The sequence below is a fragment of the Modestobacter sp. VKM Ac-2978 genome (genome assembly GCF_026968025.1).
GTDB lineage: Bacteria > Actinomycetota > Actinomycetes > Mycobacteriales > Geodermatophilaceae > Modestobacter.
On record NZ_JAPVBP010000001.1, the window covers coordinates 194644 to 221338 of the forward strand.

The following is a 26695-nucleotide window of genomic DNA, read 5'->3' on the forward strand; positions in this document are numbered from 1 at the left end:
GACAATGTAGAGCGCAACCGACCGCTCGCGATGCCGTGTCAGCCGGTCAGGGCCGCGTCCGCGGCGGCGCGCAGCCGGTCGTGCGCCGGTGTCCAGTCCGTCCAGACCGCGTCCGCCCAGGCGCGCACCAGGGCCGGCAGGTCCACGACGTCCAGGTCGGCGGCCAGGTCCGCGACGGTCGTCGTCCAGCGCTCCGGTGCGGTCAGGTCGCGGGGAGCGGCGTCGTCCACCCGGCTGCCGAGTGCGGCCGAGCGCGCGGAGTCGACGCTCCGCTCCAGCTCCAGGCAGAGCCGGACCGGTGCGGCGGCCGGTGCGCCGGGCACCAGGTGCTGGGCGTCGTAGGCGTCGGTGGACACCCGGAGCAGCGATGCGGCCCGCACGTCCTGCCCGGCCTCCTCGCGCAGGCCGCGCACCGTCACGGCGAACAGCCCGGCGCAGCTGGCCGAGGCGCCGACGTGCGTGCCGACCAGGCCGGGGACGACGGCGAGCACCGCACCGCAGCCGGGACAGACCGAGGTCTCCGGTGCCTGCGGCGGGCTCGGGATGTCGGCGCCGGTCATGGCGGTCGATCGTGCCGCACGGGGGCGGGCACCGCCGCCCGGGCGGGGTGGCACTGAGTGCCACCCGACGGCGGGGGGTGACGCCGGACCCCCTAGCGTGGGTCAGGTCACGCTCGAGACAGGAGACGGTGGATGAAGACGCACGGTGCGGTGCTGCGGGGTCCCGGCGACTGGGAGGTCGCGGAGCTCGAGCTGGTCGACCCCGGCCCGGGGCAGGTGCTGGTGGAGATGGCCTACGCGGGGCTGTGCCACTCCGACGAGCACCTGCGGTTCGAGAGCCAGCGCTACCCCATCGTCGGCGGGCACGAGGGCGCCGGCGTGGTCCAGGCCGTCGGGGCCGGCGTCACCGGCGTGCAGCCCGGCGACCACGTGGTCACCTCCTTCCTGCCGGCGTGCGGCCACTGCCGCTGGTGCGCCACCGGCCGGTCCAACCTCTGCGACCTCGGCGCGACGATCGGCACCGGGCAGCTGCCGGACGGGACCTGGCCGTTCCGGCTGGACGGCGAGGAGCTCGGCGGCTTCTGCATGGTCGGTGCCTTCGCCCAGCACTCGGTGCTGTCCCAGTTCTCCTGCGTCAAGATCGAGCCGCACCTGCCCCTGGACGTCGCTGCACTGATGGCGTGCAGCGTCCCGACCGGCTGGGGGTCCGCGGTGAACGCCGGGCCGGTGCGCCAGGGCGACGTCGTGGTCGTCGTCGGCACCGGCGGGGTCGGCTGCAACGCCGTGCAGGGCGCGGCGATGGCCGGTGCAGGTGCCGTCGTCGCCGTCGACCCGGTGGCCTTCCGTCGCGAGTTCGCCCAGACCCTGGGCGCCACCCACGCGGTCGCCAGCACGGAGGAGGCGGCGGGCCTGGCGAAGCAGCTGTCCCGCGGCACCGGGGCCGACGTCGTCATCCTGGCCACCGGCACCACCAGCCCGGAGATCACCGGCGGTGCCTACCGCTGCCTGGGCAAGGGCGGCACGCTGGTGCTCACCGGCCTGGCCGACCACACGATGGCGACGACCGTCGCGCTGCCCGGCAACATCACCACCGTCTACGAGCAGCGGGTGCAGGGGGCGCTGTACGGGATGTGCAACGCCTACCGGGACATCCCGCGGCTGCTGCGGCTCTACGAGGACGGCGCGCTGGAGGTCGACTCGCTGATCACCAAGCGCTACTCGCTCGACGAGGTCAACCAGGGCTACCAGGACCAGCGCGACGGAACCGTCATCCGCGGCGTCCTCCAGCACCAGCACTGACCCACCCTTGAGCCACCAAAATGGCCATTTTGGTGGCTCAGGGGGTGATCGTCCGGGTGACTGGGCAGGGCATCGGGCATGGCTGAACCCACGATCGCCGTCCTGGACGTCGACGGCACCCTGGTCGACACCAACTACCAGCACGCCCTGGCCTGGTACCGGGCGCTGCGCTCCTGCGGGGAGACCTTCCCGATCTGGCGCATCCACCGGCTCATCGGCATGGGCGGTGACCAGCTGGTGGGGGCGCTCGGCGGCGACGACGTCGAGGCCCGGATCGGGGACCGGGCGCGGGACCGCTGGGTCGAGGAGTTCGACCTGATGCTTCCGGAGATCGTGCCGCTGCCCGGTGCCCGCGACCTGTTGCTGGCGGTCAAGGAGCGCGGGCACCGGCTGGTGCTGGCCAGCTCGGGCAAGCCCAAGCACGTGGACGCGTTCATCGACCTGCTCGACGTGCGGGACCTCGCCGACGCCGTCACCTCCAGCGAGGACGTCGAGGCGTCCAAGCCCGCACCGGACCTGCTCGGGGTCGCGCTGGAGAAGCTCGGGGTGTCGGCGGACTCCGCCGCCGTGCTGGTCGGTGACTCGGTGTGGGACGTGGAGGCCGCGAAGAACGCCGGGATGCCGGCGATCGTCGTCCGCTCCGGTGGCTTCGGGGACGACGAGTTGCAGGATGCCGGTGCCGTCGGGATCTACGACACCCCCGGCGACCTCGCGGCCGCACTGGACGACACCCCGCTCGCCTAGCTCTTCCGGCCCCGCTGCAGGGGCCCGCCGCGAGCGTGCGAGCGGTGGGGGGCAGCGGGGCCCTGCGTCAGCTGACGACGCCGGCGCGGAGCGAGGTGTACTCGTCGACCGCGCACATCGGCGGCCGCTCGTCGACCGCGACGGTGTGGCTGGTCGGTACGAAGCCGCGCCCGTCGTGGGCGAACTGGGTGAGCAGCCCGCCGGGCTCCAGGCGGCGCCGGTCCGACCGGCCGCGCTCGGCGCGGGACAGCACGGTCGAGACGATCTGGCCGGCCATCGTGCCCAGCGCCTCGTCGGTCTGGTGGGAGTGCGTGCGGGTGCCGAGGTCGACCTGGGCCAGCCCGTTGAGGCCGCAGACCTGCAGCAGGTCGACCAGCAGGCCCACCTCCACGCCGTAGCCGGAGACGAACGGCACCTGCTCCAGGGCCGAGCGGCGGCCGGCGTACTCCCCGCCCAGCGGCTGCACGAACCCGGCCAGCTCCGGCCACAGCGCGTTCAGCAGCGGACGGGCGGTGAGCTCGGTGACCCGGCCCCCGCCGGCCGGGCGGTGCTCGCCGTCGACGGTGAGCGGGCGGGTGTAGCAGCCCTTCACGTACTCGACGCGAGGGTCGGTGAGCAGCGGGGTGAGCAGGCCCGGCACGTAGTGGCTGACGTCACCCAGCAGGTCGGAGTCGATGAAGACGACGAGGTCGCCGGTCGTGGCCGCCAGGGACTTCCACAGCGCCTCGCCCTTGCCCGGGCGGTCGCCCTGCCTCGGCAGCACGTCGCCGACCGCGACGACCTCGGCGCCGGCTGCCCGGGCCACCTCGGCGGTCGCGTCGGTGGAGTGGGAGTCGATGACGACGAGCTCGTCGATCAGCGGCACACCCTCGACCCAGCGCTCGACCAGGTCGCGGACCAGGACCCCGACGGTGGTCTCCTCGTTCCGCGCGGGCAGGACGACGCTGACCCGGTGGCCGCCACGGCGTTTGGCCAGCAGCAGCGCATCGGCGTCGATCTCGGCCAGGGAGGTGGCCGACGTGGTGCGGTGCTCGAACCAGGCCCGGGCGTCAGGTCGCATCAGCCCACTGTCGAGCAATCCAGCCACCTCCGGCACGTCGGCGGGGCGGCGTTCACATGAACTTCACGTTCCCCCTGCGAACCAGGGTGACTGCTGTGTGGCCACCCGGCAAATCCCGTGAGACGGCCGCGTCGGGGCACCGGAGGTCGGTCAGGTGCTCTCCCGGCCGGGCTCCACGGCGTTCAGTGCCACGCGGGCGCCGGGGGCGGTCAGCGCCACGGCGGTGGCCGAGCCCGCGGCGGCGACCGCGGCCGCGAACCGGCGGGGTGGCTCGACGAGCAGCGCCCGCATCCGGGCCCGCCAGGGGCTGGGCACCGAGGTCAGCCCGGCGACGGCGAAGGTGCCCCAGTGCACCGGGACGGCGACCTGGGGGCGGAGCAGCGCCACGGCCCGGGCGGCACCGGTCGGGTCCAGGTGCCCGGGCCCGAGCGTGGGGCCCCACCCCCACACCGGCAGCAGGGCGACGTCCACGCCGTCGTCACCGAGGTCGGCCATCCCGGGGAAGAGGTCGGTGTCGCCGGCGGCGTAGACGGTGACGCCGTCCCCGGCGAGCAGGTGCCCGACCGCCGGGGCGTGCGGGCCGTGCGTGAGCAGCGGCCCCCAGCGGTGGGCGGCGTGGTCGGCGGGGGTGGCGGTGACGGTGAGGCCGCCGTCGGTGAGGCTCGCGCCCGGACCGAGCTCCTCGACGGCGGTGAAACCGTGCCGGGTGAGCCACCGGCCGGCGCCGCGGGGCACCACGATCGGCGTGCTGCGGCCCAGTCGACGCAGCGAGGGCAGGTGCAGGTGGTCGTTGTGCAGGTGCGAGACGACCACCAGGTCGACGCCGGCCCAGGCCTCGGGGGCCAGGCGGGGGACCACCCGCCGCAGCGGGCCCAGCCGGTGGGTGAGCAGCGGGTCGGTGAGCACCGTCCGGCCGGCCAGCTCCACCCGGACGGTCGAGTGGCCGAGGAAGCGCAGGGACGGCGCGGTCACCGGGCCAGTGTCGCGCCCACCACCCGCCCGGTCATCACACCCCGGCGCGCGCTCGCGGCGGCGGCGCGGGGGTGGACAGGGGCGCGACCACCGCACCCTCGGGGCGGCGCAGCAGGGCGGCCACCTCGGCGGCGGTCAGGCCGGTCGGCAGCACCGGGCCGGAGACGGCGACCACGCCCTGCACGCGCAGCTCGTGGAGCAGCTCCGGGGAGGTGATCTCCTTGGCGACGGTGGACACCTCGAAGTCGCGGGCGCTGCGGCCGATCGCGCCCAGCAGCTCCAGGGTCCGGTCGTGGTTGTCGCCGGACGACAGGTTGCGGACGTCGACCATCACCACCTCCAGGGGCAGCCGGGCGAGCTGCGACCACAGGGTGGAGCCCATGCCGTAGTCGTCCAGGCCGAGCCGGACGCCGGTCCGGTGCACGGCGTGCAGCGCGGGGGTGAGTGCCGCGGAGGAGGTCTGCAGCACCTCCTCGGTGACGAAGAGGGTGAGCCGGGGAGGCGCCAGGCCGGCCCCGGTCAGCGCGATGGCCACCTCGCCGGGCAGCTCGTCGGCGTGCACCAGCCCCGCGGGCAGGTCGACGGCGACCAGCAGCTGGTCGTCGAGGGCGGCCACGTCGGCGCAGGCGCGGGTGATCAGCCACTGCTGCAGGGGCGCGGTGCAGCCCTGCCGTTCGGCGGCGGCCCACAGCTCCGCGGCGGGCAGCGCGCCGAGCTCGGGGTGCACCCACACGGGCTGGGCGTGCAGCGCAGCGAGGATGCCGGTGTCGCCGTTGGCGATGGTGTCGAAGCGGAGCTGGACCTCCCCGTCGGCCAGGGCGGTGGCGACGGAGCTGCTGGCCGCGGCCTGCGCCACCCGGTCGTCGGTGTGCATCCGCCAGCAGCCCTTGCCGGCCCGCTTGGCGGCGCCGAGGGCGGCGTCGGCCTGGCGGAAGGCGAGCTGGCCGCCCCCGGGGTGCACCCGGCAGAGGCCCACACTGGCGCCGACGGTGAAGGTGCGGTTGCCGATCCGGCAGGGCCGGGCGAGCGCGTCGAGCACCCGCTGGGCGGCCTCGACGGCGGCGTCCTCGGACCCGGTCAGCAGCACGGCGAACTCGTCGCCGCCGAGGCGGGCGACCAGGTCGTCGGCGCGCAGCAGGCCCTGCAGCCGGCGGGCGACCTCGACCAGCAGCAGGTCGCCGGCCTCGTGGCCGGCGGAGTCGTTGACCGCCTTGAAGCCGTCGAGGTCCAGCACCAGCAGGCACCGCTGGTCGGCGGTCGCCGACCCGGCGGCCATCTCCTGGAACAGCAGTGCGCGGTTGGGCAGCCGGGTGAGGTGGTCGGTGAACGCCATCCGCTCCAGCTCCCGCTCGCGGCGTCGCCGGGTGGTCACGTCCCGCAGGTGGAGCACCCGGCGTCCGCTGCCGGGCCGCTCGTGGTGGGTGACCTCCAGCTCGCGCGGCTCGCCCTCGGCGTCGCGCAGCCGCAGGTGCACCGAGGGGGTCCCCCCGCCGGCCGCGGCGGTCAGCTCGCGGCGGACGCGGGCGCGGTCCTCCTCGTGCAGCAGGTCCAGCAGCAGCGGGTGCAGGTCGGCCTGGACGATCCCGAGCAGGGTCCGGGCCGCGGGGGAGGTGAACTCCAGCCGGAGCTCGGCGTCCACGATGGCCACGCCGTCCGAGCTGGCCTCGACCAGGCCGCGGAAGTCGTCCTCGCTGCGGAGCAGGTCCTCCTCGATGCGGTCGCTGTCCCGGATGCGCATGAACAGCCGGAGCAGGAGCAGCAGGACGACGACGGCGGTGCAGGCGAGCGCGCCGTCGGGGACCCGGAGGTCCAGCAGGAGGGCGGTCACCAGGGTGACCGGCACCCCGATCAGGGCCAGGACGTCGATGACCAGGCCGGCGGAGTTCACGGTCGGGGTGGAGTCGGCGGCGGAGGACCGGCCCGGGACGGCGCTGGCCAGCTGGACGGCGTGGACACCGACGACCAGTGCGCCGGCGATCGCCGCGTCGGCCGCGGCGGCCCAGGGCGTGCTCGGCTGCACGATGTGCACGGCCAGCAGCGCCGAGGCCAGCCCCAGCAGCCCGGTCATGAGGATCATCGCGGTCGCCGGACGCCGGACGGCCGCGGTCGACACCGTGCACAGGGCCCCGACGACGCCCACGGCCACCGCGGGGTAGATGCCGTAGGCGAGCACCAGGGGCAGCAGGTCGGGTTCGATCGCGCCCGGGGTCAGTGCCGGGGCGAGCACCAGCACATCGGCGACGATGACCAGGGCGACGGTGACCAGCACCCCGTCGATCACCAGGATCGGCCAGCGGGTGCGGCGGACCCGGCCGCCGATCAGCGCGGCGCTGACCGTCGGCCCGAGGGCCGCGGTGAGCACGAGCAGGTCACCGAAGCCCAGCCGGCCGAGCGCACCGACGCCCAGCCCGGTGACCAGGCTGGCGCAGGCGAAGAGCAGGGAGCTGGCACCCAGGACCTGCCAGGGCAGCCGGTCGCGGACGTCCATCCCACGAGTGAGCCGGGCGCAGCGCCAGGCCGCCCACCCGCCGAGCACGGCCAGCACCAGGTTGTCCCACTGCGGCACGGCCCCGTGCGGACTGGCCGGCACGGTGATCCCCAGGGCGACGAGCGCGCCGAGCAGCACCAGGGTCAGCGGTGCCCGCCGGACCTGGTTCACCTCGGCAGTCCGTCGTCCGCGGCCCGGGGCAGCCCCGAGGCCGAGGTGGGCACCGGCGCCCCGCCCAGCCCCGGGAGCTGGGCGGTCAGCGCGGCCCGGTCCAGCGGCCGGGCCAGCAGGTAGCCCTGGATGAACCGGTGGCCCATGTCGCGCAGCAGCTGCAGCTCGGTCGCCGTCTCGACGCCCTCCACGACCACGACCAGGCCCAGGCTGGTGCCCAGGTGCAGGACGGAGCTGCACAGTGCTCGGCGCTGCGGGTCGGTCTCGACGTCGGCGAGGAACTGCCGGTCCATCTTCAGCACGTCGATCGGCAGGCCGACGAGGTAGGCCAGCGAGGACCAGCCGGTGCCGAAGTCGTCGACGGCGATCCGGACGCCCAGCCGCCGCAGGGCGGCCAGGTCGTCGGTCACGTGCTCGTCGTCCAGCAGCACCGACTCGGTGATCTCCAGGACCAGCCGGGAGGCGGACAGCCCACTGGACCCCAGGGCCTGGAGCACGTCGGAGACCAGCTCGCCGCTGCGGACGTGCCGCGCCGAGACGTTGACCGCCACCGCCAGGTCCTGGTGCGGGAGTGCGGCGACCGTGGCGGTGGCCTCGGCGAGCACCCACCGACCCAGTTCGGTGATCAGCGCCGACTCCTCGGCCAGCGGCACGAACTCCGCCGGCGACACCTCCCCGTACACGGGGTGCCGCCAGCGCAGCAGCGCCTCGACCGAGACGGTGCGGTGCAGCGCCAGGTCGACGACCGGCTGGTAGACCAGCCGCAGCTGACCCTCGGCGAGGGCCCGGTCCAGGTCGGTGCGCAGCGTCTCCTCACGCTGCTGGGTGATCCGGAGGGCGTCGGAGTGCCGGCGGACCCGGCCGGGACCGGCGGCGCGGGCGCTGCGCAGCGCCAGGTCGCCCCCGCGCAGCGCCTCCCCGGCGTCCGCGTCGGCGTCCACGGGCGTGACGCCGGCCGCGGCGGTCAGCCGCAGGGTGCCGTTGCCGGTGGCGACCGGCTCGACGGCGGCGACCAGCCGGCCGGCGATCACCTCGGCGTCGGCCACCGTGCCGGAGACGAGGACGGCGAACTCGCTCACCCCGGAGCGGGCCAGCCAGTCGTCGCCGCGCAGGGCACGGGCGAACCGGGTGGTCAGCTCGCGCAGCACCGCGACGTCGTCGCCGGCGGGCAGCCCGTCGACGCCCAGCACGATGAGCGAGGCGCTGCCGGCCGACGGGGCGCGGAGGGTGGCGGCGAGCCGCTGGGTCAGGGCCGAGCGGTTGGGCAGGCCGGTCGCCGGGTCGCTCGTGCTGAAGGTGACCACGGGCTCGGCCGGCTGCGGTGCACTGGCGCTGACGTCCCGGCAGTAGAGCACCAGGGCTCCCACGTCGGGGTCGCCGCGGAGGTCGCGGACCTGGGACTGGATCAGTCGCCACCGGCCGTCGAGGTGCCGCACCCGCGCCGTCCGGGTCTTGGTCTCCGAGGCGTCCCCGGAGGTGGAGTTCAGGGCGGCGACCAGGCCCGGGGCGTCGTCGGGGTGGACGGCGGCGGCGATCGAGGAACCGACGATGCGCTGGGGGTCCAGGCCGAGCAGCGCGGTGATGGCGGGGGAGACCCACTGCACCTGCAGCTGGTCGTCGAGGATCAGCACCGGGTCGGCGCTGCCGCGCACCAGCGTGCGGAAGTAGGCCTCGCTGCGCTGCAGTTCGGTGGTCAGCCGCTGCTGGGTGCGCCAGGACACCACCTGGTGGGCCAGCAGGGCGCCCAGCCCGAGCACGCCGAGCGTCGTCCCGAAGATGGTGAGGGTCCCGGTGACCGGGACGCTGAGCAGCAGCAGCGAGCCGCCGGCCAGTGCGGTGGCGTGCGGCAGCATGGCGCCGAGGGTGGAACCGTCTGCACCCCTGCGGTCGGCGGTGGGCTGCGGTCGGTCGGCGTGGCAGGCGACCACGAGCAGGCCCAACCCGAGGACGCTCAGCCCGCAGGCCAGGTACTGGACGAGGCCCGGCCCCGATGCGAGGGAGGAGCAGGCGCCGGCCAGTGCGGTGGCGACCTGGGAGGCGAACAGCAGCCAGCCGACCGGACGCTGGGCGGCGGGGCAGACCGCGATGAGGACCAGCGAGAAGCCGGTGCCGAGGGCGATGCTGGCCAGCAGGGCGAAGAGCGCGACCGTCTCCGACAGGGGCAGCACGCCGTCCCGGGCGATGGTCAGGTGGTAGAGCGTGTGCACGGTCAGCAGGTCGGCGATCACGAAGAGCGCGAACATCGTGGCGACCTGCGCCCGGGCGGCCCGGAGCGACGCGCGGTCGAGCATCCGCAGGATCGCCACGACCACCAGCAGCTGACCGGGGACGCTGCCCAGGGCGGTCTGCCCCCACGGCAGCACCGACGCGGCGGCCATGGCACCGCCGGCGCCCACGGCGACCGAGGCCGTGTACCAGCGCCAGCCGGCCGGGTGGGCGCTCCGGCGCCCGGTGCGGGTGAGGAGGACGAGCGCACCGAGGACGGCGAGGAAGTTGACCGTCACCGCGACGGTGACGGCGGTCCGTCCGGGCAGCAGCCCGGCGGACAGGGTGGCGCAGGCCGCCAGGACGGCGAGCAGGAGTGGCCGGCTGAGCGTGCGGACGGCGGCCGGGCCGCTCCGCGTCGGAGCGGCCATGGCCCGCATGGGTGCGGCGAGGGCTCCGGAGGTCACGGATCAGTTGTCGGACCGCGCGCGGCCGGACTGCACCAGTGGCCGACGCCACTCACCCGAAGGGGCGGGGGCGGAGGGGTGAGGGGGAGGACGCCCGCTCAGTCGGGCCGGTTCACCAGCGCAGGGGCTGGGTCGCCCGGGAGTCGGCGGTGCGGCAGACCCGGCAGTGACCCCAGGTGGCGATCCGCACGTGGCTGCTGGGCTCACCGCACTCGGGGCACTCCACCATGCCCTCGGTGCCGGGCTGGGCCTCGCCGACGGACGGGGCCTCGCCGGCGTGCCGGGCGTGGACGGCGGTGTCGCCGGCACACGGGCAGTCGAGGTGGGTTTCGGAGCGGCGTGCGTGGTCGGTTGCGATGGGGCGCCTCCTCGTGTCCCCGACGACGCTACTCAGCTGCACCAGCCCCTCGTGCTGCGTCGTCCTCCCGGAGGCGGGCCCGGCGGGTACGAACGGGTGAGACCCGCCGGAGGGCTGGGCGCGCGAACGGCGCCTCCGGGTGGCAAGCTCGTCGGGGTGAAGACGTGGCTGGATGCATGGCCGGTGTTCCGGCAGCTGACGGGTCCTGACCCGCTGGGGCGTGGCAAGGCCGCGCGCAGCAAGGCGACAGAGCAGGTGGTCAGCCGCACGGCCACCGCCGACAGGGTGGTGCAGTCGGTCTGTCCGTACTGCGCGGTGGGCTGCGGCCAGCGGGTGTTCGTCAAGGACGAGCAGGTCGTGCAGATCGAGGGCGACCCGGACTCGCCGATCAGCCGCGGCCGGCTCTGCCCCAAGGGCAGCGCCAGCAAGCAGCTGGTCACGAGCCCGAGCCGGGTCACCACGGTCAAGTACCGCCGTCCGCACGGGACGGAGTGGGAGGACCTCGACCTGGACACGGCGATGGACATGATCGCCGACCGGGTGCTGGACGCCCGCCGCAAGGGCTGGCAGGACGAGGTCGACGGGCACCCGGTGAACCGCACGCTGGGCATCGCGAGCCTCGGCGGGGCGACCCTCGACAACGAGGAGAACTACCTGATGAAGAAGCTGTACAGCGCCATGGGCGCTGTACAGATCGAGAACCAGGCCCGCATATAGCACTCCGCGACGGTCCCCGGTCTGGGGACCTCGTTCGGTCGTGGCGGCGCCACGAACTTCCAGCAGGACCTGGTGAACTCCGATTGCATCGTGATCGAGGGTTCGAACATGGCCGAGTGCCACCCGGTCGGCTTCCAGTGGGTCATGGAGGCCAAGGCGCGGGGCGCGAAGGTCATCCACATCGACCCGCGGTTCACCCGCACCAGCGCGCTGGCCGACCTGCACGTGCCGCTGCGCGCGGGCACCGACATCGCGTTCCTCGGTGGGCTGGTCAAGTACGTCCTGGACAACGACCTGGACTTCCGCGAGTACGTCGTCGCCTACACGAACGCGGCGGCGATCCTGCGTGAGGACTTCCAGGACACCGAGGACCTCGACGGCCTGTTCTCCGGCTTCGACCCCGAGACCGGGCAGTACGACGAGACCACCTGGCAGTACGAGGGCGTCAACGTGCCGGCCTCGGCCGGCCAGCGCTCGCCGAGCCAGCCCGGCGGGTCGGCCTTCCGTTCCGACGAGGGCGACCGGCCCGACGACGCAGCGGACGACGGCACCGACGACGAGACCGAGGGCGTCAAGGAGGCCGACCAGCAGCAGGGTGCACAGGGCTCGGCCGACATCCACGGCAAGCCGATGCGGGACGAGACGCTGCAGCACCCCCGCTGCGTCTTCCAGGTGCTCAAGCGGCACTACGCCCGCTACACCCCGGAGATGGTCGCCGACATCTGCGGCATCGAGCCCGAGGTCTTCCTCAAGGTCGCCGAGTGGGTCACCGCGAACAGCAACCGCGAGCGGACGACGGCGTGGGTCTACTCGGTGGGCTGGACGCACCACACGGTGGGCGTGCAGTACATCCGGACCGCGGGCATCCTGCAGGCGCTGCTGGGCAACATGGGCCGTCCGGGAGGCGGGATCCTGGCGCTGCGCGGGCACGCCAGCATCCAGGGCTCCACCGACATCCCGACGCTGTTCAACATCCTGCCCGGCTACATCCCGATGCCCCACGCCCAGCAGCACACCGACCTGGACAGCTTCTGTGCCTCCAGCGACGACCGGGTGGGCTTCTGGGGGAACATGCGCGCGTACACCACGAGCATGCTGAAGTCCTGGTGGGGCGACGCGGCGACGGCGGAGAACGACTTCGCGTTCAACTACCTGCCCAAGATCACCGGCGACCACGGCACGTACACCACTGTCGCCGACATGATCCAGGGCAACGTGCCCGGCTACTTCCTGGTGGGCGAGAACCCCGCGGTGGGCAGCGCCAACGGGCGCATGCAGCGCTTCGGGCTGGCCAACCTGGAGTGGCTGGTCGTCCGCGACCTGCAGATGATCGAGTCGGCGACGTTCTGGAAGACCGCCCCGGAGATCGAGACCGGGGAGCTGGTCACCGAGGACATCGCCACCGAGGTCTTCTTCATGCCCGCGGCCACGCACGTGGAGAAGGAGGGCACCTTCACCCAGACGCAGCGGCTGCTGCAGTGGCGGCACAAGGCGGTCGAGCCGCCGGTCGACTGCCGCAGCGACCTGTGGTTCTACTTCCACCTGGGCCGCAGGCTGCGGGAGAAGCTGGCCGGGTCGACCGACCCGCGGGACCGTCCGCTGCTGGACCTCACCTGGGACTACCCGACGCACGGTGAGCACGACGAGCCCAGCGCCGACGCCGTCCTGCGGGAGATCAACGGCTCGGGTCCGGACGGCGAGATGCTCTCGACGTACCTGGACATGAAGGACGACGGCTCGACCACCGGCGGTTGCTGGATCTACACCGGTGTCTACGCCGACGGGGTCAACCAGGCCGCCCGGCGCAAGCCCGGCCGCGAGCAGGACTGGGTCGCCGCCGAGTGGGGCTGGGCCTGGCCGTCGAACCGCCGGGTGCTCTACAACCGCGCCTCGGCCGACCCGAGCGGCAAGCCGTGGAGCGAGCGGAAGGCCTTCGTCTGGTGGGACGAGGAGGCAGGGGAGGACGGAGCCGGCCGCTGGGTCGGTCATGACGTCCCCGACTTCGAGGCGACCAAGCGACCGGACTACGTCCCGCCGGAGGGTGCGGTGGCGCAGGCCGGGATCGGCGGTGCCGACCCGTTCGTCATGCAGGCCGACGGCAAGGCGTGGCTCTACGTGCCGGCCGGGCTGGCCGACGGCCCGATGCCGGCGCACTACGAGCCGGCCGAGTCGCCGGTGGAGAACGCGCTGTACGGCCAGCAGGCCAACCCGGGCCGGGAGGAGATCCAGGGGGCGTGGAACCGGGGCAACCCGCCGCGCAGCGAGGTCTACCCCTTCGCGATGATCACCTACCGGCTGACCGAGCACCACACCGCCGGGGCGATGAGCCGCACGCTGCCCTACCTGTCGGAGCTGCAGCCGGAGTTCTTCGTCGAGGTCAGCCCGCAGCTGGCCGAGCTGCGCGGGCTCGAGAGCGGCGGGTGGGCCACGCTGATCAGCGCCCGGACGGCGATCGAGGCCAAGGTGCTGGTCACCGAGCGGATGCGGCCGATGCGGCTCAAGGGCGGCCAGGTCGTCGAGCAGATCGGGATCCCGTACCACTGGGGCGAGCAGGGGTTGTCCACCGGCGACTCCGCCAACGACCTGTTCGGCGTGGTGATGGACCCCAACGTGCACATCCAGGAGACCAAGGTCGCCACCTGCGACATCCAGCCCGGGCGGCGTCCGCGCGGCAAGGAGCTGGTGCAGTTCGTGGAGGACCACCGGATCCGGGCGGGCGTGCAGTCGGGCCTGGTCCCCAGCGGCGGCCGGGCACCGATCGAGGAGGGGACGAGCTGATGCGGCTCGACCCGATGGAAGAGGAGCGCTCGTGACGACCGTCAGCTCGGCGAGCCCGGCGCTCACCGGCAACGACCCGGCCAACCGGCTCTACGGCCCGCTGCCCGATGTGAGCGGGGAGGCCGGTTACGAGGAGGACCACCCCGCGCGGGTGGGCTTCTTCACCGACACCTCGGTCTGCATCGGCTGCAAGGCCTGCGAGGTCGCCTGCAAGGAGTGGAACACGCTCCCGATGGACGACGCGGACGGCAACCGCGACGTCATGGGCCTGACGGCTCAGTCCTACGACAACACCGGCATGCTCGGGGCCAACTCCTGGCGGCACGTGGCGTTCGTCGAGCAGAGCCGCGCCGTCGACCTCCCCATGCCGGGGGTCGGGCTGCCGGGCGCCGGTGGCGCGGGTGCCGGCGCACCCGCGGCCGGCTGCGGCAGCAGCGGCGGGGGCTGTGGGAGTGGCTCGGGTGACCCGCACGCCGTCTCGGCCCGCGGCAACGCCGACGGGGTGGGCATGGCCCAGTCCAGCGTGCTCAACGCCGAGGCGCTCAGCGAGTTCGACCCGCAGACCGGTCAGTCCGGCGACCGGGAGATCCGCTGGCTGATGTCCTCCGACGTCTGCAAGCACTGCACGCACGCCGGGTGCCTGGACGTCTGCCCGACCGGGGCGCTGTTCCGCACCGAGTTCGGCACCGTGGTCGTGCAGGGCGACATCTGCAACGGCTGCGGCTACTGCGTGCCGGCCTGCCCCTACGGCGTGATCGACCAGCGCAAGGACGACGGCCGGGTCTTCAAGTGCACGATGTGCTACGACCGGCTCACCGACGGGCTGCAGCCGGCCTGCGCCACGGCCTGCCCCACCCAGTCGATCCAGTTCGGCGACCTGGACGAGCTCCAGGCCCGGGCCGATGCCCGGCTGGCGACGCTCAAGGAGCAGGGCGTGGAGACCGCGCGGCTCTACGGGCGGGACGAGGAGGACGGCGTCGGCGGTGCGGGCGCGTTCTTCCTGCTGCTCGACGAGCCGGAGGTCTACGGGCTCCCGCCGGACCCGATCGTCACCACCCGGGACCTGCCGTCGATGTGGAAGCACGCCGTCGGCGGCGCGGCCATGGTGGTCGGGTTCGCGCTCTCCGCCGTCCTGGGCTCACGTAAGGGGCTGCGCCGATGACCGAGGGACTGGTGACGCCGGGCGCCGGCTGGCGGCGGGCTGACGGCCCCCCGGCGCAGGCGCGGGAGAAGAAGCGGCGCAAGGGCGGCCGCCGCGGCGGTGGCCGGGACGGCGACCCGACCGTCGACGAGGCCGAGTTCACCTCGTACTACGGCCGGCCGATCATCAAGCCGCCGGTGTGGAAGACCCCGGACGTGCCGCTCTACCTGTTCCTGGGTGGCGCCGCGGGCTCGTCGGCGGTGCTCGGTGCGATCGCCGACGTGACCGGTCGCCCGGCGCTGACCCGGGCGGCGCACTACACGGCCGGCGGCGGGGCGCTGGCCTCGGTCGTCTGGCTGATCCACGACCTGGGCCGGCCGGCTCGGTTCCTGCACATGCTCCGGGTGATCAAGCCGACCTCGCCGCTGTCGGTGGGCTCCTACATCCTGGCGCCGTTCAGCGCCCTGACCGCGGCCACCGCCGGCCTCCAGCTGCTGGAGGCCTTCCCCGGTCTGCAGAAGTTCGGGCTGCGGCGGATCGCCGGCTGGTTCCCCGGGCTCCGGAAGGTCGTGGGCACCACGTCCGCCGTCTTCGGTGGCCCGATGACCACCTACACGGCGGTGCTGCTGGCCAACACCGCCGTGCCGTCGTGGCACGAGCCGTACAAGGAGCTGCCCTTCGTCTTCGCCGGCTCCGGGATGGCCGCCGGCGGCGGGATCTGCATGGCGTTCACCCCGGTCGCCGAGGCGGGGCCGGCCCGGAAGATGGCTGTCGCCGGAGCGGCGGTCGAGCTGGCCGCGATGCACAAGGTCGAGCACGACCACGGCATCGTCGGCGAGCCGTACCAGCTGGGCAAGGCCGGCACGATGATGAAGGCCGCGAAGGCCTGCACCGCCAGCGGTGCGGGGCTCACCGTGGTGGCCGGCCGCACCCGGGTCGGTGCCGCGGTCTCCGGTGCGCTCCTGGCGGCCGGCTCGCTGCTCACCCGCTTCGGCGTCTTCGAGGCCGGCATGGCCAGCGCCCGGGACCCGAAGTACACGGTGGTCCCGCAGCGGGCCCGGATGGCTGCCCGCGAGGAGAAGAAGCGCGAGGACGAGGCCCGCTCCGTCACCCGCTGAGCGACCAGCTCCGACCGAACTGCCCCGTCCCACCGCTGGTGGTGCGGGGCAGTTCGGCGTCCGGGGAACTGTGCACCCCCAGGTGGCCGTCGTAGCCGGTGGGCTGTCGCGCCAGTCCCGTGCCGGACCGGGCCGGGCTCCTAGGGCGCGGTGGGAGCCGCTGGGGGCCGGGGGGATGCGACGTCGCCGGCCGCGGCCGCCGCGTCGTCCGGCTCGCCCGGCTCCGTCGGCACCGGCTCTGTGGGCGCTGGCTCGGTCGGCGCCGGCTCCGTGGGCGCCGGCTCCGTCGGCTCGGCCGGGTCGGTCGGGCTGGGCGTGGGGGTCGGCTCCGGGTCGGTCGGGATCGGCGTGGGCACCGGGTCGGTCGGAGTCGGAGTCGGAGTCGGGGTCGGAGTAGGAGTCGGCGTCGGCGTCGGCTCGGGATCCGTCGGGCTGGGGGTCGGGGTGGGCCGCGGCGCGGTGGGGTCGGCCGGGTCCGACGGCGTCGGTGTCGGCGTCGGCACGGTGGTGCGGGTGACCCCGCCGGTCGGGGCGTCGCTCGCCGGCGGTGGGTCGTCGGGGACGGCCCCTGGCGGCACCGTCGGCCCGTCGCCGGGAGCATCGTCGGTCGAGGTCGCAGGCGGGGCGTTGGTCCGGCTCGACTCGGTGGCGGCCGTGGTGGGGTCGGGTGCCCGCCTGGTGGACCGGTCGCCGGTGTCGGTCGGCACCGCCCCGGACAGCACCGTCTCCCACTCGGGAACCGAGATGGGGGCCAGCCCGGACATCGCAGCGCCACGGTTCAGGGCCTCGAAGGTGGCCGGCACCTGGTCGGGATGTGCGACGAGGTCGGCTACGAGGGGGTCGGTGAAGCCCAGGCTGGTGCTGGAGCGGGCCAGGACCGGCGCGAGTGCGACGGCCGCGAGCGCCGTGAGCGCGAGGAGGCGCTGCGCACCCGGGCCCCGCCGCCCTGGCCGATCTGCCCCCCCGCGCGTCCACGACGGCCGCCTGCGGTGTGCGGTGGCACTGGGCACGACGCCGGCCCGGAGTGGCCTGACCGATCGGGACGGCTGGTGGGACGGCACCGAGACGAAGACGGTGACGGCGCCCCGGGCAGTTGCGGCGAGGGGCCCGTGGCCGGCGGTCCGCCGGGGCGCGCAGCCCGCCTGCGCCACGGCACCCGGCACCTGGGGGAGAGGAGCTCGGCCCGATGCGCGCCGCCGGCGCCCCGGGACGAGCTGCGTCTGCGGGGAGAGGCGGTGGACCGGCCCGCGGGTCTGGCCGAGGGGCATCGGCGCGCCGGTCGCGCTCGTGGGGCGGTACCGGGTGAGGGATGGGCCACCGGGGCGGCCGGCCGTGGGGCGGGAGGCGGGTCGGCGGCGCAGCCTCAGGGGGTGCACACCGGGGAGGTGGGCGCGCTGTACGGGGGTCAGCTCATGGCAGCGGTCCGGTGGCACGTGGGTGACGACGACGTGGAAGACGGCAGCAGCCAGCAGACCCACCACGGGCCATGCGACCAGCAGCCACCACCACGCCACGGAGTTCCCTCGTCTCGGCCGCTCTGCCCACGCTGGCAGCGTCCCCACGCCAAGGTTCGCCCGGTCGGACGTTCCCGTCAATCGCGGGTCTCACCAGGCCATCGGTCCGTTGGAGCGACCTGCCGACAGGGTCCTCGGCGGTGCCCCAGCGGGACGGTGACCCCTCCGATCCGAAGGGGCGCCACCGAGGTCCGGGAGACGAGCGCAGCGGAAGCCTAGGGGGCGTGACGGAGGGCCCCGGCGACGGGTGGGCGCCAGCACCGTCCGGGCCCGGTCGACCGACACGTGGAGCTGCCCCGTGCCGCCGGGACTCGGCGGCACGGGGCAGGTCTGGGGTGGTCGCCGATCGGCCACCTGTCCACCGCGCCGCTGCGGTGGACACGTGTCGTCAGCGGCGGGTGCCGCGGTAGCGGATGACCCGGCCGCCGCCGATGCTGCGCGCCGCGGTGAGGCACAGGGTGGCCCGGCGGTGCACCTCGCTGGGTGAGGTGTCCGGGGAGAGCCCGGCGATGCCGGCGCAGGCGGTGAGGCCGGGGACGCCGGTGCCGGCGACGACCTCGAGGAGCCGGTCGGCCGCGGTCTCGGCGTGGTGTGCCGCCGCGCCCAGCAGCACGGCGAACTCGGTGGGCCCGGAGCGGGCCAGCCAGTCGTCGCCACGGACGTTGGCCGACAGCGCCGCAGCGACCTGGTCGAGGTGGTCGCCCGGCAGGGGCCAGCCGGTGTCCCGGCGGAGCAGTCCGACGAGCACCAGCGCAGCGGGGGAGACGTCCGCGGCGGCCGTCTCCTCGGCGATCCGGTCGAGCAACGTGGCCCGGGTGGGCAGCAGGGAGACGGCGGCGGCGTGGAGGCCCGGCAGTGACCGGACCTCGTCGGCGACCGGTGTGGCGGCGATCGGCATGACCGAGGTGTCGGCGTCCCGGACGGCCCGGTTGAGGCCCGCGACCACCGGGGTGCCCCGTCGGAGGGAGCGGCCGCCGCCCGTGGCCGGGGCGGGTGGTCCGCCGCGGCCCCGGCTCAGGGACCGACGAGGGTGCCCACCCGCTCGATGAGCGCAGCGACGGTGCCGGCGGACGCCTCTGCTGTTGCCGAAGGCGACGGGGCCGCCGTGGTCGGTGCCGGCTCCGAGGGCTCCGGCGCGACCGTCGCCCCCGGCGCGCCGGTGGACGGCGGGGTCGGGCTCGGTGGCGGTGGGTCCTGGGTCAGGAAGGACTGGACGAGCGGCTCGTCGGTCGACGGGGCGTCCGTGGTCTCCGGAGCCGGCAGGCCGCTCGTCCCGGGCGTGCTGTCGTCGGTCTGCCTCGCCCCGGTCTGCTCTGCGCTGGTCTGCCTCGCCCCGGTCTGCTCTGCGCTGGTCTGCCTCGCCCCGGTCTGCTCTGCGCCGGTCTGCTCTGCGCCGGTCCGCTCTGCGCCGGTCCGCTCCGTGCCGGTCGGCGTCACACCGGTCGGCGCCGCGTCGGTCGGCACGGGTGTCACCGGGCGGGTGCCAGGCGGCGTCGGCTGCCCGGTCCCGGTGGGCGAGCCGGCGGACGCACTGCTGGCGGTGGGCGGACCAGGGGCCGGTCGATCGGCGCTGTCGGTGCCGGGCGCGGCAGCGTCGGACCGGGTGGCCGCGGCGTCCGCCGGGGCGGGAGCCGTGCCGTCGGGCTCCACTGAGCGTGCGCCGGAGTCGTCGGGAGCGGGGGGCACCACAGCCGGGCTGGGCGAGGCCGCGCCGGCCAGGACGCCGCCGGCGGTGATCGCTGCCAGTGTGTCGTCGGCCTGGTCGGGGTGGGCGGCGATCTCAGCGGCGACCGCGTCGTGCATGCCGAGGGCGGTGGTGGACCGGGCGAGCACCGGTGTCGCGGTGATCAGCAACAGGGTGGCGCCGGCGATGACCCGCTGGGGTGTCCGGCTGCGTCGGCGGCGGGCGTCGGGGTGGGAGCTCGGCGCCTCATCCGCCGCGTGCCGGCGGCGCACCGGGGTCGGCGGCGCCGGGGTCGGCAGCGCGGGTTCGGCCGCCCGGAGCGGCGGGTCGGTGACGACCCGGTGCCGGCCGGTCTCGGGGGGCACTGGTGGCACCTGCACCTGGCGGTGCCGGCCGGAGGTCTCCGGGTCTGGTCGATCGGTCTGCACGTCCTGCGTTCCCCCCTCGCGCGTCGGCACGAGCCGACGGCAGCAAGGTAGTTGTCGTGGCACGCTGTGCCTAGACGACTACGGCGTGTCCGTATCGACACGCTGGGCGGGGCCGAGTCGACGCCGGCGGCTCGGGGAGCCCGCGCCCGACGTGCGCGACGGTCCGCCCGCAGTGACTCAATTCACCGCTGGTCGATACGCCAGGTATTCACACATGCCGCGTGTGTCCTTGCAGTGAGTAATGGTCGACTGACAGTAAGTGCCCGAGTAATGAGCCGTGCACCGAGAGCGGTCGAAGTTCCATTCTCTCGGGGTGCCGCTATTGCTACGACTTCGTTACCTTCACCCTGGCCGGTCGGACAGAGCAGTCGTCGGTCCGTCCAAGACATGGCTACGAGGTTGCGTTTCCCGTGGCGCCAGCCTCCCGGGGGTTCACTGCATGAGCATGATCGACGAGCGGAACAGCGCCGTCCGTCCTCGACGGAGCACGGCGTCCAAGCACCGGGCGCAGGAGCCGCGGCGCCGCACGTTCGCACGCTCCTGGCTGCGCGGTGAGGGCACCGTGGCCCGCCGGGCCTGGCGCGCCCAGTACGTCCGCCACATCGCGATCGGGGACGCGGCAGCGGCCGGGGTCGCCGCCACCGTCGGCTACCTGACCCGGTTCGGCCCCGAGGGGATGTCCGCAGGACAGCAGGCGTCGGTCTGGATGGCGACGGTCCTCCCCGTGGCGTGGGTGACCATCATGCTCGTCAGTCGCAGCTACGAGGAGCGCTTCCTGTGGGTGGGCCCGGAGGAGTTCCGTCGGGTCTTCTCCGCCGCCGTCCTGCTGCTCGCCACGGTCGGCACCGTCTCCTGGGCCTTCAAGCTCGAACTCGCCCGTGGCTTCATCGTGGTCGCCCTGCCGCTGGCCACCGGGCTCTCACTGCTGCAGCGTTACCTGCAGCGGCAGTGGGTGCACCGCCGTCGCGCCGAGGGGCGCTTCCTGCAGACGGCGATCCTCGTCGGTCACCGCGGCGGGGTCACCGCACTGCACGCGCAGATCGACCGCGAGGCCTACCACGGCTACCGGGTGATCGGCTGCTGCCTCCCGGCCGGCCCGAAGGGGGAGTCCCCGGAGGCCTTCGACGGGCTGCCGGTGCTGGGCACCCTCGACGAGGTGGTCGACGTCGTCCACGCCTACGAGGTCGACACCGTCGCGGTGCTGCCCTCCCCGGAGCTGGACGGTCCGGCGCTGCGCCGGCTGGGCTGGGACCTGGAGAAGACCCGCGCCGAGCTGCTGCTGGCTCCCGCGGTCACCGAGATCGCCGGCCCCCGCGTGCGCATCCGCCCGGTGTGCGGGCTGCCGCTGCTGCACATGGAGCGGCCCGAGCTGCGCGGCGTCCGCCGGCTCACGAAGGAGTCCTTCGACCGCACGGCCGCGACGGTGGGGATCCTGGTCATCCTGCCGGTGCTCGCCGCCCTGGCCCTGGCGGTCGGGCTCACCAGCCGCGGCGGGGTGTTCTACCGGCAGGAGCGCGTCGGCCGGGACGGGCAGACCTTCGGGATGCTGAAGTTCCGCACCATGGTCGCCGGCGCCGACCGGATGGTGCCCGACCTGGCCGAGCAGAGCGACGGCAACGGCGTCCTGTTCAAGATGAAGGGCGACCCGCGGGTCACCCCGGTCGGCCGGGTGCTGCGCCGCTACTCCCTCGACGAGCTGCCGCAGCTGCTCAACGTGCTGCGCGGTGAGATGTCGCTGGTCGGGCCGCGCCCGCCGCTGCCCACCGAGGTCGAGCGCTACGGCTTCGACATGCACCGGCGCTTCCTGGTCAAGCCCGGGATCACCGGGCTGTGGCAGGTCAGCGGCCGCTCCGACCTCTCCTGGGACGACTCGGTGCGCATCGACGTCCGGTACGTGGAGAACTGGTCGCTGGCCTTCGACTTCATGATCCTGTGGAAGACCGTGGGTGCGGTCTTCCGCGGCTCCGGCGCCTACTGACCGACCGCCGCCGACCGGGGTGGGCCTGGGCTGCGCATGCAGCCCCGGGCCCACCCCGACGTCGTTCCGGCGCCGGTCTCGGTGGGCCGTGCACCGCTGACGCCCGGTGACAGCCCGACACGGCGGAGGCGGGGCGCTGGTCTGCCAGCGCCCCGCCTCCGTCCTGCCGTCCGTGTCGGACGCGTCAGATGATCAGCAGCCCGGCGTCCTCGGCCTGGATGACGGCCTCGATGAGCTTCCGCGGCGACTTGTACGTGCCGAACGGGAGCAGGTGGGTCGCGTACCCGTCGAGCATCCGCTCGAGGTGCACCCCGTGCCGGCCGTTGATCACGGCGTGCGCGCTGTTGCCGATCCGCTGGATGGCCACCGCACGCCCCCGGGCCGTGAAGCGCTCCTCCCCGGCTGCGGCCGCACTCGGCACGTCGTCGAACGGAGGGGTGCCGGTCACGGCCACCGCGGTGCCGACGACGGCCACGGAGGCCCCCATCACGAAACGTCTGCGATCCATGTGCGTCGGTCCTCCTAGACGTAGATGTAGTCGAGCCGGTTGATGTCGAGGACGTCAGCCGGGGTCCGCGGGACGACCAGGCCCTGCATCGAGTCGTTGAGGTTGTGCCCGGTGGGACCGCCGGAGGTGGGCTGGTAGTTGTTCACGCCCCGCATGCCCTGCCAGACCCACCAGAGCCGGTCCACGTTGGCGTGGGTCAGCCAGAAGACCGGATCGTTCGGCGAGGTGCCGGCGAGCATGTCGCCGCCCACCCACCGGTGCACCAGGTTGTGCATACGGGGGCCTCCGGACCAGCCCTCCATCCGGTTGCGGAAGGTCGCCACGCTGGCGTCCCAGGGGGACCTGTCGTAGGTGGTGTAGCGGTCGATGGCGTCGGTGACCTGTGCCGGGGTTGGCAGGCTGCTCGACCCGCGGGGGTCGCGGCCCAGGAGTCGGATCAGGCCGGGCTGCGAGCGCGGGACCAGCGCTCCGGTGCTGTTGTTGACGATGAGCGCCACCCAGTGCGCGAACGGCCCGTTGAGCACCCGGTTGCCCCGGGCCGGGTCGCCGTCGCCGCCGATGCCCCCCGGGCTCCACAGCGGCGAGCGTCGCGGGTCGCCACCGTTGAGGGCCGTGTCGTTCTGCCACCGCCAGTAGGGCATGCCCTCGATCGACGGGTCGACGGCCTGCAGGGCGTTCTCGATGTCGAGCAGGGTCGCCCGGTGCCAGGGGAGGAAGGCCGGCGCGCGATGGGCGGCGTTGCGCGTGGAGCCCGGGGGGGTCGCGACGTTCATCGCGGCGACGTGGTTCCGGATGAACTGGTCGTAGGTGCCGTTCGCCTTGAGCACGTTGAAGGCCGAGGTCAGCCGCTGCACCTCGGTCGGGGACAGGCTCAGGATGTTCCGTCTCGTCCCGGTCATCGGGAGCTCACCCCTTCCCGGCGCGACGGGGAGGCGACCGGTGCCGCAGGGCCTCGTTCCAGCATGTCCGACCCTTCGAGAACAGTTGGTGACGTTCGACAGAGGCAATCGAACCGACGGGAATCCGCAGCTGGGAGGCGCGAACTCGAAGGTCGATCACTCGTAATCTCGTCGACACCATAGCCACATCTCTCGCGGATATGGACTGAGCGATTCGCCACTTCTTCCCGTGATCACGGGGTCACCGACAGCATTCCCCAATGTGACTCACCGCGTGCGTTCGATGACTCATTCCGTGCAATTCGGAGCGAGCCCGATCCGTACGGTGACCGTCTGGTGACCGGCAGGCTCAGTCGGCCCGCGGGGCGCCGGAGGTGGGGCGGCGGCGGTCGGCGAGCGCGGCGAGCCACAGGTCCTCGACCCGGGGGAACACCGCGTCGGCGCTGAAGCGCTCCTCGAAGGCCTGCAGGGCCGACTCGGCCAGCCGGGACCGGCGCTCCGGGTCGCTGAGGACCGACTGCAGGGCGGCCCGGAAGGCCTCCACGTCCCCGGGCGGGACGACGATGCCGTGCTCGTCCCCCAGGACCGCGGCGATGCCCCCCACGTCGGTGGAGACCACGCAGTTGCCGCGGGCCATCGCCTCGAGGATGAACATCGGCATCGCCTCGTCCCGGGACGGGAGCACCGCGATCCGGGACCGGTCCAGCAGCGCCATGAGCTCCTCGTGCGCCAGCGAACCGGCCATCGTGAGCCCCTCGACGTCCGCACGCACGAGCGCGGCGTCCTGGACGGGGCCGGCCACGACGAGCTCCCAGCCCGGGGCGTCGATCCGGGCCCACGCCTCCTGCAGCACGTCGATCCCCTTGCGGTGCGACACGACGCCGCCGAAGACCACCAGGTCCTCCTTCGCCACGGGCGTGCTGGAGGGGATCGCGTTCGGGATCAGCACCACCCGCTCGGCCGGCACGAAGCGGGCCGCCACCTCCGAGGACTCGGCCGACAGGCTGATCACCCGGTCGGCGCCGCGCAGGGCCCATCCGGTCAGCCGCGGGTGCGCGGCGGCGAAGGCGGCGAACGAGCTGCCGTGCAGGTGCGCCACCGTGGCGATCCCGCGGCGGTGCGCCACCCGCATCAGCGCGCCCTCGCGGACGAAGGACCCGCGCTCGGACAGGTGCGCCACCACGACCGAGGACCGCCGGGGCAGCCGCAGCACCCGGGCCAGCGCACCGGTGCCCTTCACCAGGGCGGCCCGCAGGTCGTGCGGGTCTCCCCGGGAGGTGATCACCGCGACGTCCACCCGCGGGAAGGGCCACGCCAGGTAGCCGTTCATGACCTGCGTCATCCCGCCGGGGATGTCCCCCACGCGGCCCAGGTGGTGCACGGTCGGCCGGGTCGTCACCGCGGTCAGCCCGCGACCGGCTCGGTGGTGGCCGGAGCCGCCGGGGATCGCCCGGACAGCACCTGCTGGATGTCCTCGCGGTGCCCGCGCAGCCGCCGGCGCGCCTCCAGGAGGGCGCCGAACAGCTCGGCCCGCCGTCCGGCCAGGGCCTCCAGCCGGGCCACCAGCTCGTCGGCGGAGTCGGTGGCGGCCGAGACGGTCACCCCCGGGACGCCGATGGTGGTGAAGTGCCGGTCCACCTTGTCGGAGTCCCCGACCGGTGAGCCAACCGGCACCGCGCCCTCGGTGAACGCGGCGATGACCACGTGCAGCCGGTCCGACAGCACGATCGCGGTGCGGGCGTACAGCTCCCGCAGCCGGCGCTCCTGCTCGTCGTGGCCGGTGGGGCCGTCCCAGCCGAGCGTCTGGCCGCCCAGGTCCGCCGCCAGTCGCCGGGTGCGCTCCTCGTCGGTCCACACCTGGGTGACCGCCCAGATCTCCAGGTCGTGCGCCGCGGCGTACGCCCGGACGCCGTCCAGCCAGGCCTGACTCGGGTAGGGGCGGGCCGGGTCCTCGCCGCGCATCGACACCACGAGCGCGTTCCGCTCGGGGGCGGGGGAGGCGAACCGCGCGACCGCGGCGTCGTCGGCCCCCTCGCCGAAGGCGAGGTCCGGCATGACCGCGCCGGTGCCCATGTAGCGGCCGGTCGCGTCGTCGCGCCACAGGGTCCGGTCCGACAGGGCGATCGACGGGCGCATCAGGGCCCGGGGCACGGCTGCGTAGTTGCGCGTGCCCACCCCGGCCCGGACGGCGGCGCCGCCCCGCAGCTTCAGCGCCAGCAGGAGAGGCAGCAGGGAGAGGTGCTCCTTCATGCCCACGAGGGTCAGCTGGATCTCCCCGGGCTTGAAGACGTAGGCGGCCCGGCCCCGCACCGCCGAGGTCAGGGCGACCCGGTACCAGGCCCGCAGCGACCGGTAGACGCGGTCGCCTGGCCGGAGCCCGAGGCCCTCGTCGTAGCCGGCAGGGGAGGCGCCCACGTAGACGTGCAGCTCGCCGACCGGACGTACCCAGTCGAGGAGCTGCCGGCGCAGGATGATGTCTCCCACGTTCTCGTACTGGCCGCGGCCGATCGCGAAGACCTTCGTCATGCGGGTGCCTTTCGGTGACGGTGGCGGCGGTGGCGTCGTCGGCACCTCAGGACACGCAGGTCCGCGGTGGCCTGGACGGCACCCTGGGGGGCGCAGGTCCGGTGGCCCACGGAGCCGTCGAACGGTAACGCACCGTGCGCGCCGGCTGGGCTGCTCACCGGTCGGCGACGGCCAGCAGCCGGCGGTAGGCGGGGAGGGACACCTTCGCCGAGAGCGCCAGCGCCAGCCGCTTGGCGTCCCGGCGCCGGGCCAGGAGCACCAGTTCCCGCACCCCCAGCCGACGGCGCAGCCGGCGCACGTGCTGGGCGCTCTCCGCGGGGCTGTAGGAACCGAGGACGGCGTCCTTGAGCCCGGAGAGGGTGAGGTAGCGGGTCACGAAGTAGCGGTACTCGGCCGTCCCGATGGCCGTCGGGTCCACCCGCCGGGCGGCGCCCTCGACCGCGGCGGCGATGAGCTCGAGGGACTCCGCGCGCCGGGACCGGGTGGTGATGATCGAGGCGCTGCGCACGCGGTACTCGTAGACGGACACCGGCAGGAAGCCCACCCAGCGGGCGCCGGCGACCGCCTGGGCGACCATGGCGAGGTCGGACTGCACCCGGGCGGGGGTGAAGTCGATGCTGCCCAGCAGCTCCCGGCGGAACAGCTTGTTCCACAGGTGCCCGGTGATCCGGCCGGTCAGGAAGAGGCTGAACGCCTCGTGGCCCGGGACGGGCGGGCCGGCCGGCGGCTCGTTGCTGGTGGGCGCCTTGCCGGACTCGAAGGTGGCGGTGGCGCCGGCCACGACCACGTCCGTGCCCGGGAACGCCGCGGCGGCAGCCAGGAGCTGGGCGGCGGCGTCGGGCAGCCAGCCGTCGTCGGAGTCCACGAACCAGATCCAGTCCGCGGTCGCCTCCTGCACCCCGCGCTCCCGGGCCCGCGCGACCCCGCCGTTCTCCGGCAGGGGGACGAACCGGATCCGGTCGTCCCGGTCGGCCGCGGCCTGGGCGATCGCCCGCGAGCCGTCGGTGGAGCCGTCGTCGACGAGCACCAGCTCGACGTCGACCCCCTCCTGGCCCAGCACCCGGTCGATCGCGTCGGCGAGGTGGGCGGCGTCGTTGTAGACGGGCAGCACGACGCTGATCAGCACGTTTCCTCCAGGCG

17 protein-coding genes and 1 pseudogene are annotated in these 26695 nt (G+C 74.2%); 6 read left to right on the forward strand and 12 right to left on the reverse strand.

The annotated features are described in order from the left end of the window. Positions 1-38 precede the first annotated feature (38 nt). The gene (locus tag O2W53_RS00930; protein ID WP_269161167.1) at positions 39-560 is read right to left on the reverse strand and encodes a DUF5946 family protein; all 522 of its coding nucleotides are present in this window, start codon (positions 558-560) and stop codon (positions 39-41) included. Positions 561-692: 132 nt separating this feature from the next. On the opposite strand from O2W53_RS00930, the gene O2W53_RS00935 reads away from it, so the two are divergent. Next, a complete protein-coding gene (locus tag O2W53_RS00935) occupies positions 693-1799 on the forward strand; it encodes an NDMA-dependent alcohol dehydrogenase (protein ID WP_269161168.1) in 1107 nt (368 codons plus the stop codon). A gap of 78 nt (positions 1800-1877) precedes the next feature. Continuing rightward, positions 1878-2543 carry an HAD family hydrolase gene (locus O2W53_RS00940; RefSeq protein ID WP_269161169.1) on the forward strand — a complete coding sequence of 222 codons (666 nt, stop codon included), beginning with the start codon at positions 1878-1880 and terminating at the stop codon, positions 2541-2543. 67 nt (positions 2544-2610) lie between these two features. Here O2W53_RS00940 and O2W53_RS00945 read toward each other — a convergent pair whose 3' ends face one another. The 4 genes from O2W53_RS00945 to O2W53_RS00960 form a co-directional block, all read right to left on the reverse strand. Next, complete coding sequence (locus tag O2W53_RS00945) at positions 2611-3603, reverse strand: glucosyl-3-phosphoglycerate synthase (protein WP_269161170.1); 993 nt, start codon at positions 3601-3603, stop codon at positions 2611-2613. A 150-nt stretch (positions 3604-3753) separates the two neighbouring features. After that, positions 3754-4575 carry an MBL fold metallo-hydrolase gene (locus O2W53_RS00950; RefSeq protein WP_269161171.1) on the reverse strand — a complete coding sequence of 274 codons (822 nt, stop codon included), beginning with the start codon at positions 4573-4575 and terminating at the stop codon, positions 3754-3756. Between the two features lie 34 nt (positions 4576-4609). Then, a complete protein-coding gene (locus O2W53_RS00955; RefSeq protein WP_269161172.1) occupies positions 4610-7234 on the reverse strand; it encodes a diguanylate cyclase domain-containing protein in 2625 nt (874 codons plus the stop codon). Continuing rightward, entirely contained in the window at positions 7231-9906 is a 2676-nt protein-coding gene (locus O2W53_RS00960) for a putative bifunctional diguanylate cyclase/phosphodiesterase (RefSeq protein ID WP_269161173.1), read from the reverse strand. The genes O2W53_RS00955 and O2W53_RS00960 overlap by 4 nt, the downstream gene beginning before the upstream one ends. A gap of 514 nt (positions 9907-10420) precedes the next feature. On the opposite strand from O2W53_RS00960, the pseudogene fdh reads away from it, so the two are divergent. The 3 genes and pseudogenes from fdh to nrfD all read left to right on the forward strand — a co-directional run bounded on the left by fdh (position 10421) and on the right by nrfD (position 16018). Further along, positions 10421-13759 (forward strand): annotated as a pseudogene (fdh, locus tag O2W53_RS00965) (formate dehydrogenase). Positions 13760-13790: 31 nt separating this feature from the next. Continuing rightward, on the forward strand, positions 13791-14921 hold the full coding sequence (locus O2W53_RS00970) for a 4Fe-4S dicluster domain-containing protein (RefSeq protein ID WP_269161174.1): 1131 nt from the start codon (positions 13791-13793) through the stop codon (positions 14919-14921). Then, a complete protein-coding gene (gene nrfD / locus O2W53_RS00975) occupies positions 14918-16018 on the forward strand; it encodes an NrfD/PsrC family molybdoenzyme membrane anchor subunit (RefSeq protein ID WP_269161175.1) in 1101 nt (366 codons plus the stop codon). Before O2W53_RS00970 ends, nrfD begins: the two co-directional genes overlap by 4 nt. 1902 nt (positions 16019-17920) lie before the next feature. Here nrfD and O2W53_RS00980 read toward each other — a convergent pair. Next, the gene (locus tag O2W53_RS00980; RefSeq protein WP_269161176.1) at positions 17921-18478 is read right to left on the reverse strand and encodes a diguanylate cyclase domain-containing protein; all 558 of its coding nucleotides are present in this window, start codon (positions 18476-18478) and stop codon (positions 17921-17923) included. 68 nt (positions 18479-18546) lie between these two features. Continuing rightward, complete coding sequence (locus O2W53_RS00985; RefSeq protein WP_269161177.1) at positions 18547-19581, reverse strand: hypothetical protein; 1035 nt, start codon at positions 19579-19581, stop codon at positions 18547-18549. A 502-nt stretch (positions 19582-20083) separates the two neighbouring features. Between O2W53_RS00985 and O2W53_RS00990 the strand changes: the two genes are divergently transcribed. Beyond that, entirely contained in the window at positions 20084-21622 is a 1539-nt protein-coding gene (locus O2W53_RS00990; protein ID WP_269161178.1) for a sugar transferase, read from the forward strand. Positions 21623-21806: 184 nt separating this feature from the next. Here O2W53_RS00990 and O2W53_RS00995 read toward each other — a convergent pair whose 3' ends face one another. The 5 genes from O2W53_RS00995 to O2W53_RS01015 form a co-directional block, all read right to left on the reverse strand. After that, positions 21807-22130 (reverse strand): hypothetical protein, encoded by a 324-nt coding sequence (locus O2W53_RS00995; protein ID WP_269161179.1) that lies wholly within the window; start codon positions 22128-22130, stop codon positions 21807-21809. Positions 22131-22144: 14 nt separating this feature from the next. Then, positions 22145-23029 carry a tyrosinase family protein gene (locus O2W53_RS01000; protein WP_269161180.1) on the reverse strand — a complete coding sequence of 295 codons (885 nt, stop codon included), beginning with the start codon at positions 23027-23029 and terminating at the stop codon, positions 22145-22147. Positions 23030-23378: 349 nt separating this feature from the next. Next, on the reverse strand, positions 23379-24428 hold the full coding sequence (locus O2W53_RS01005) for a glycosyltransferase family 4 protein (RefSeq protein ID WP_269161181.1): 1050 nt from the start codon (positions 24426-24428) through the stop codon (positions 23379-23381). Positions 24429-24433: 5 nt separating this feature from the next. Then, positions 24434-25555, reverse strand: a complete 1122-nt coding sequence (locus tag O2W53_RS01010) for a hypothetical protein (protein ID WP_269161182.1) — start codon at positions 25553-25555, stop codon at positions 24434-24436. Positions 25556-25709: 154 nt separating this feature from the next. Then, complete coding sequence (locus O2W53_RS01015) at positions 25710-26681, reverse strand: glycosyltransferase family 2 protein (RefSeq protein WP_269161183.1); 972 nt, start codon at positions 26679-26681, stop codon at positions 25710-25712. Between the last annotated feature and the right edge of the window lie 14 nt (positions 26682-26695).

Bases quoted from the DNA above. Each gene is read 5' to 3' on its own strand.
- nrfD (WP_269161175.1), top strand. From the start codon at position 14,918: ATGACCGAGGGACTGGTGACGCCGGGCGCCGGCTGGCGGCGGGCTGAC.
- O2W53_RS00940 (WP_269161169.1), top strand. From the start codon at position 1,878: ATGGCTGAACCCACGATCGCCGTCCTGGACGTCGACGGCACCCTGGTC.
- O2W53_RS00935 (WP_269161168.1), top strand. From the start codon at position 693: ATGAAGACGCACGGTGCGGTGCTGCGGGGTCCCGGCGACTGGGAGGTC.
- O2W53_RS01000 (WP_269161180.1), bottom strand. From the start codon at position 23,029: ATGACCGGGACGAGACGGAACATCCTGAGCCTGTCCCCGACCGAGGTG.
- O2W53_RS00995 (WP_269161179.1), bottom strand. From the start codon at position 22,130: ATGGATCGCAGACGTTTCGTGATGGGGGCCTCCGTGGCCGTCGTCGGC.
- O2W53_RS00945 (WP_269161170.1), bottom strand. From the start codon at position 3,603: ATGCGACCTGACGCCCGGGCCTGGTTCGAGCACCGCACCACGTCGGCC.
- O2W53_RS01010 (WP_269161182.1), bottom strand. From the start codon at position 25,555: ATGACGAAGGTCTTCGCGATCGGCCGCGGCCAGTACGAGAACGTGGGA.
- O2W53_RS00990 (WP_269161178.1), top strand. From the start codon at position 20,084: ATGAGCATGATCGACGAGCGGAACAGCGCCGTCCGTCCTCGACGGAGC.
- O2W53_RS00930 (WP_269161167.1), bottom strand. From the start codon at position 560: ATGACCGGCGCCGACATCCCGAGCCCGCCGCAGGCACCGGAGACCTCG.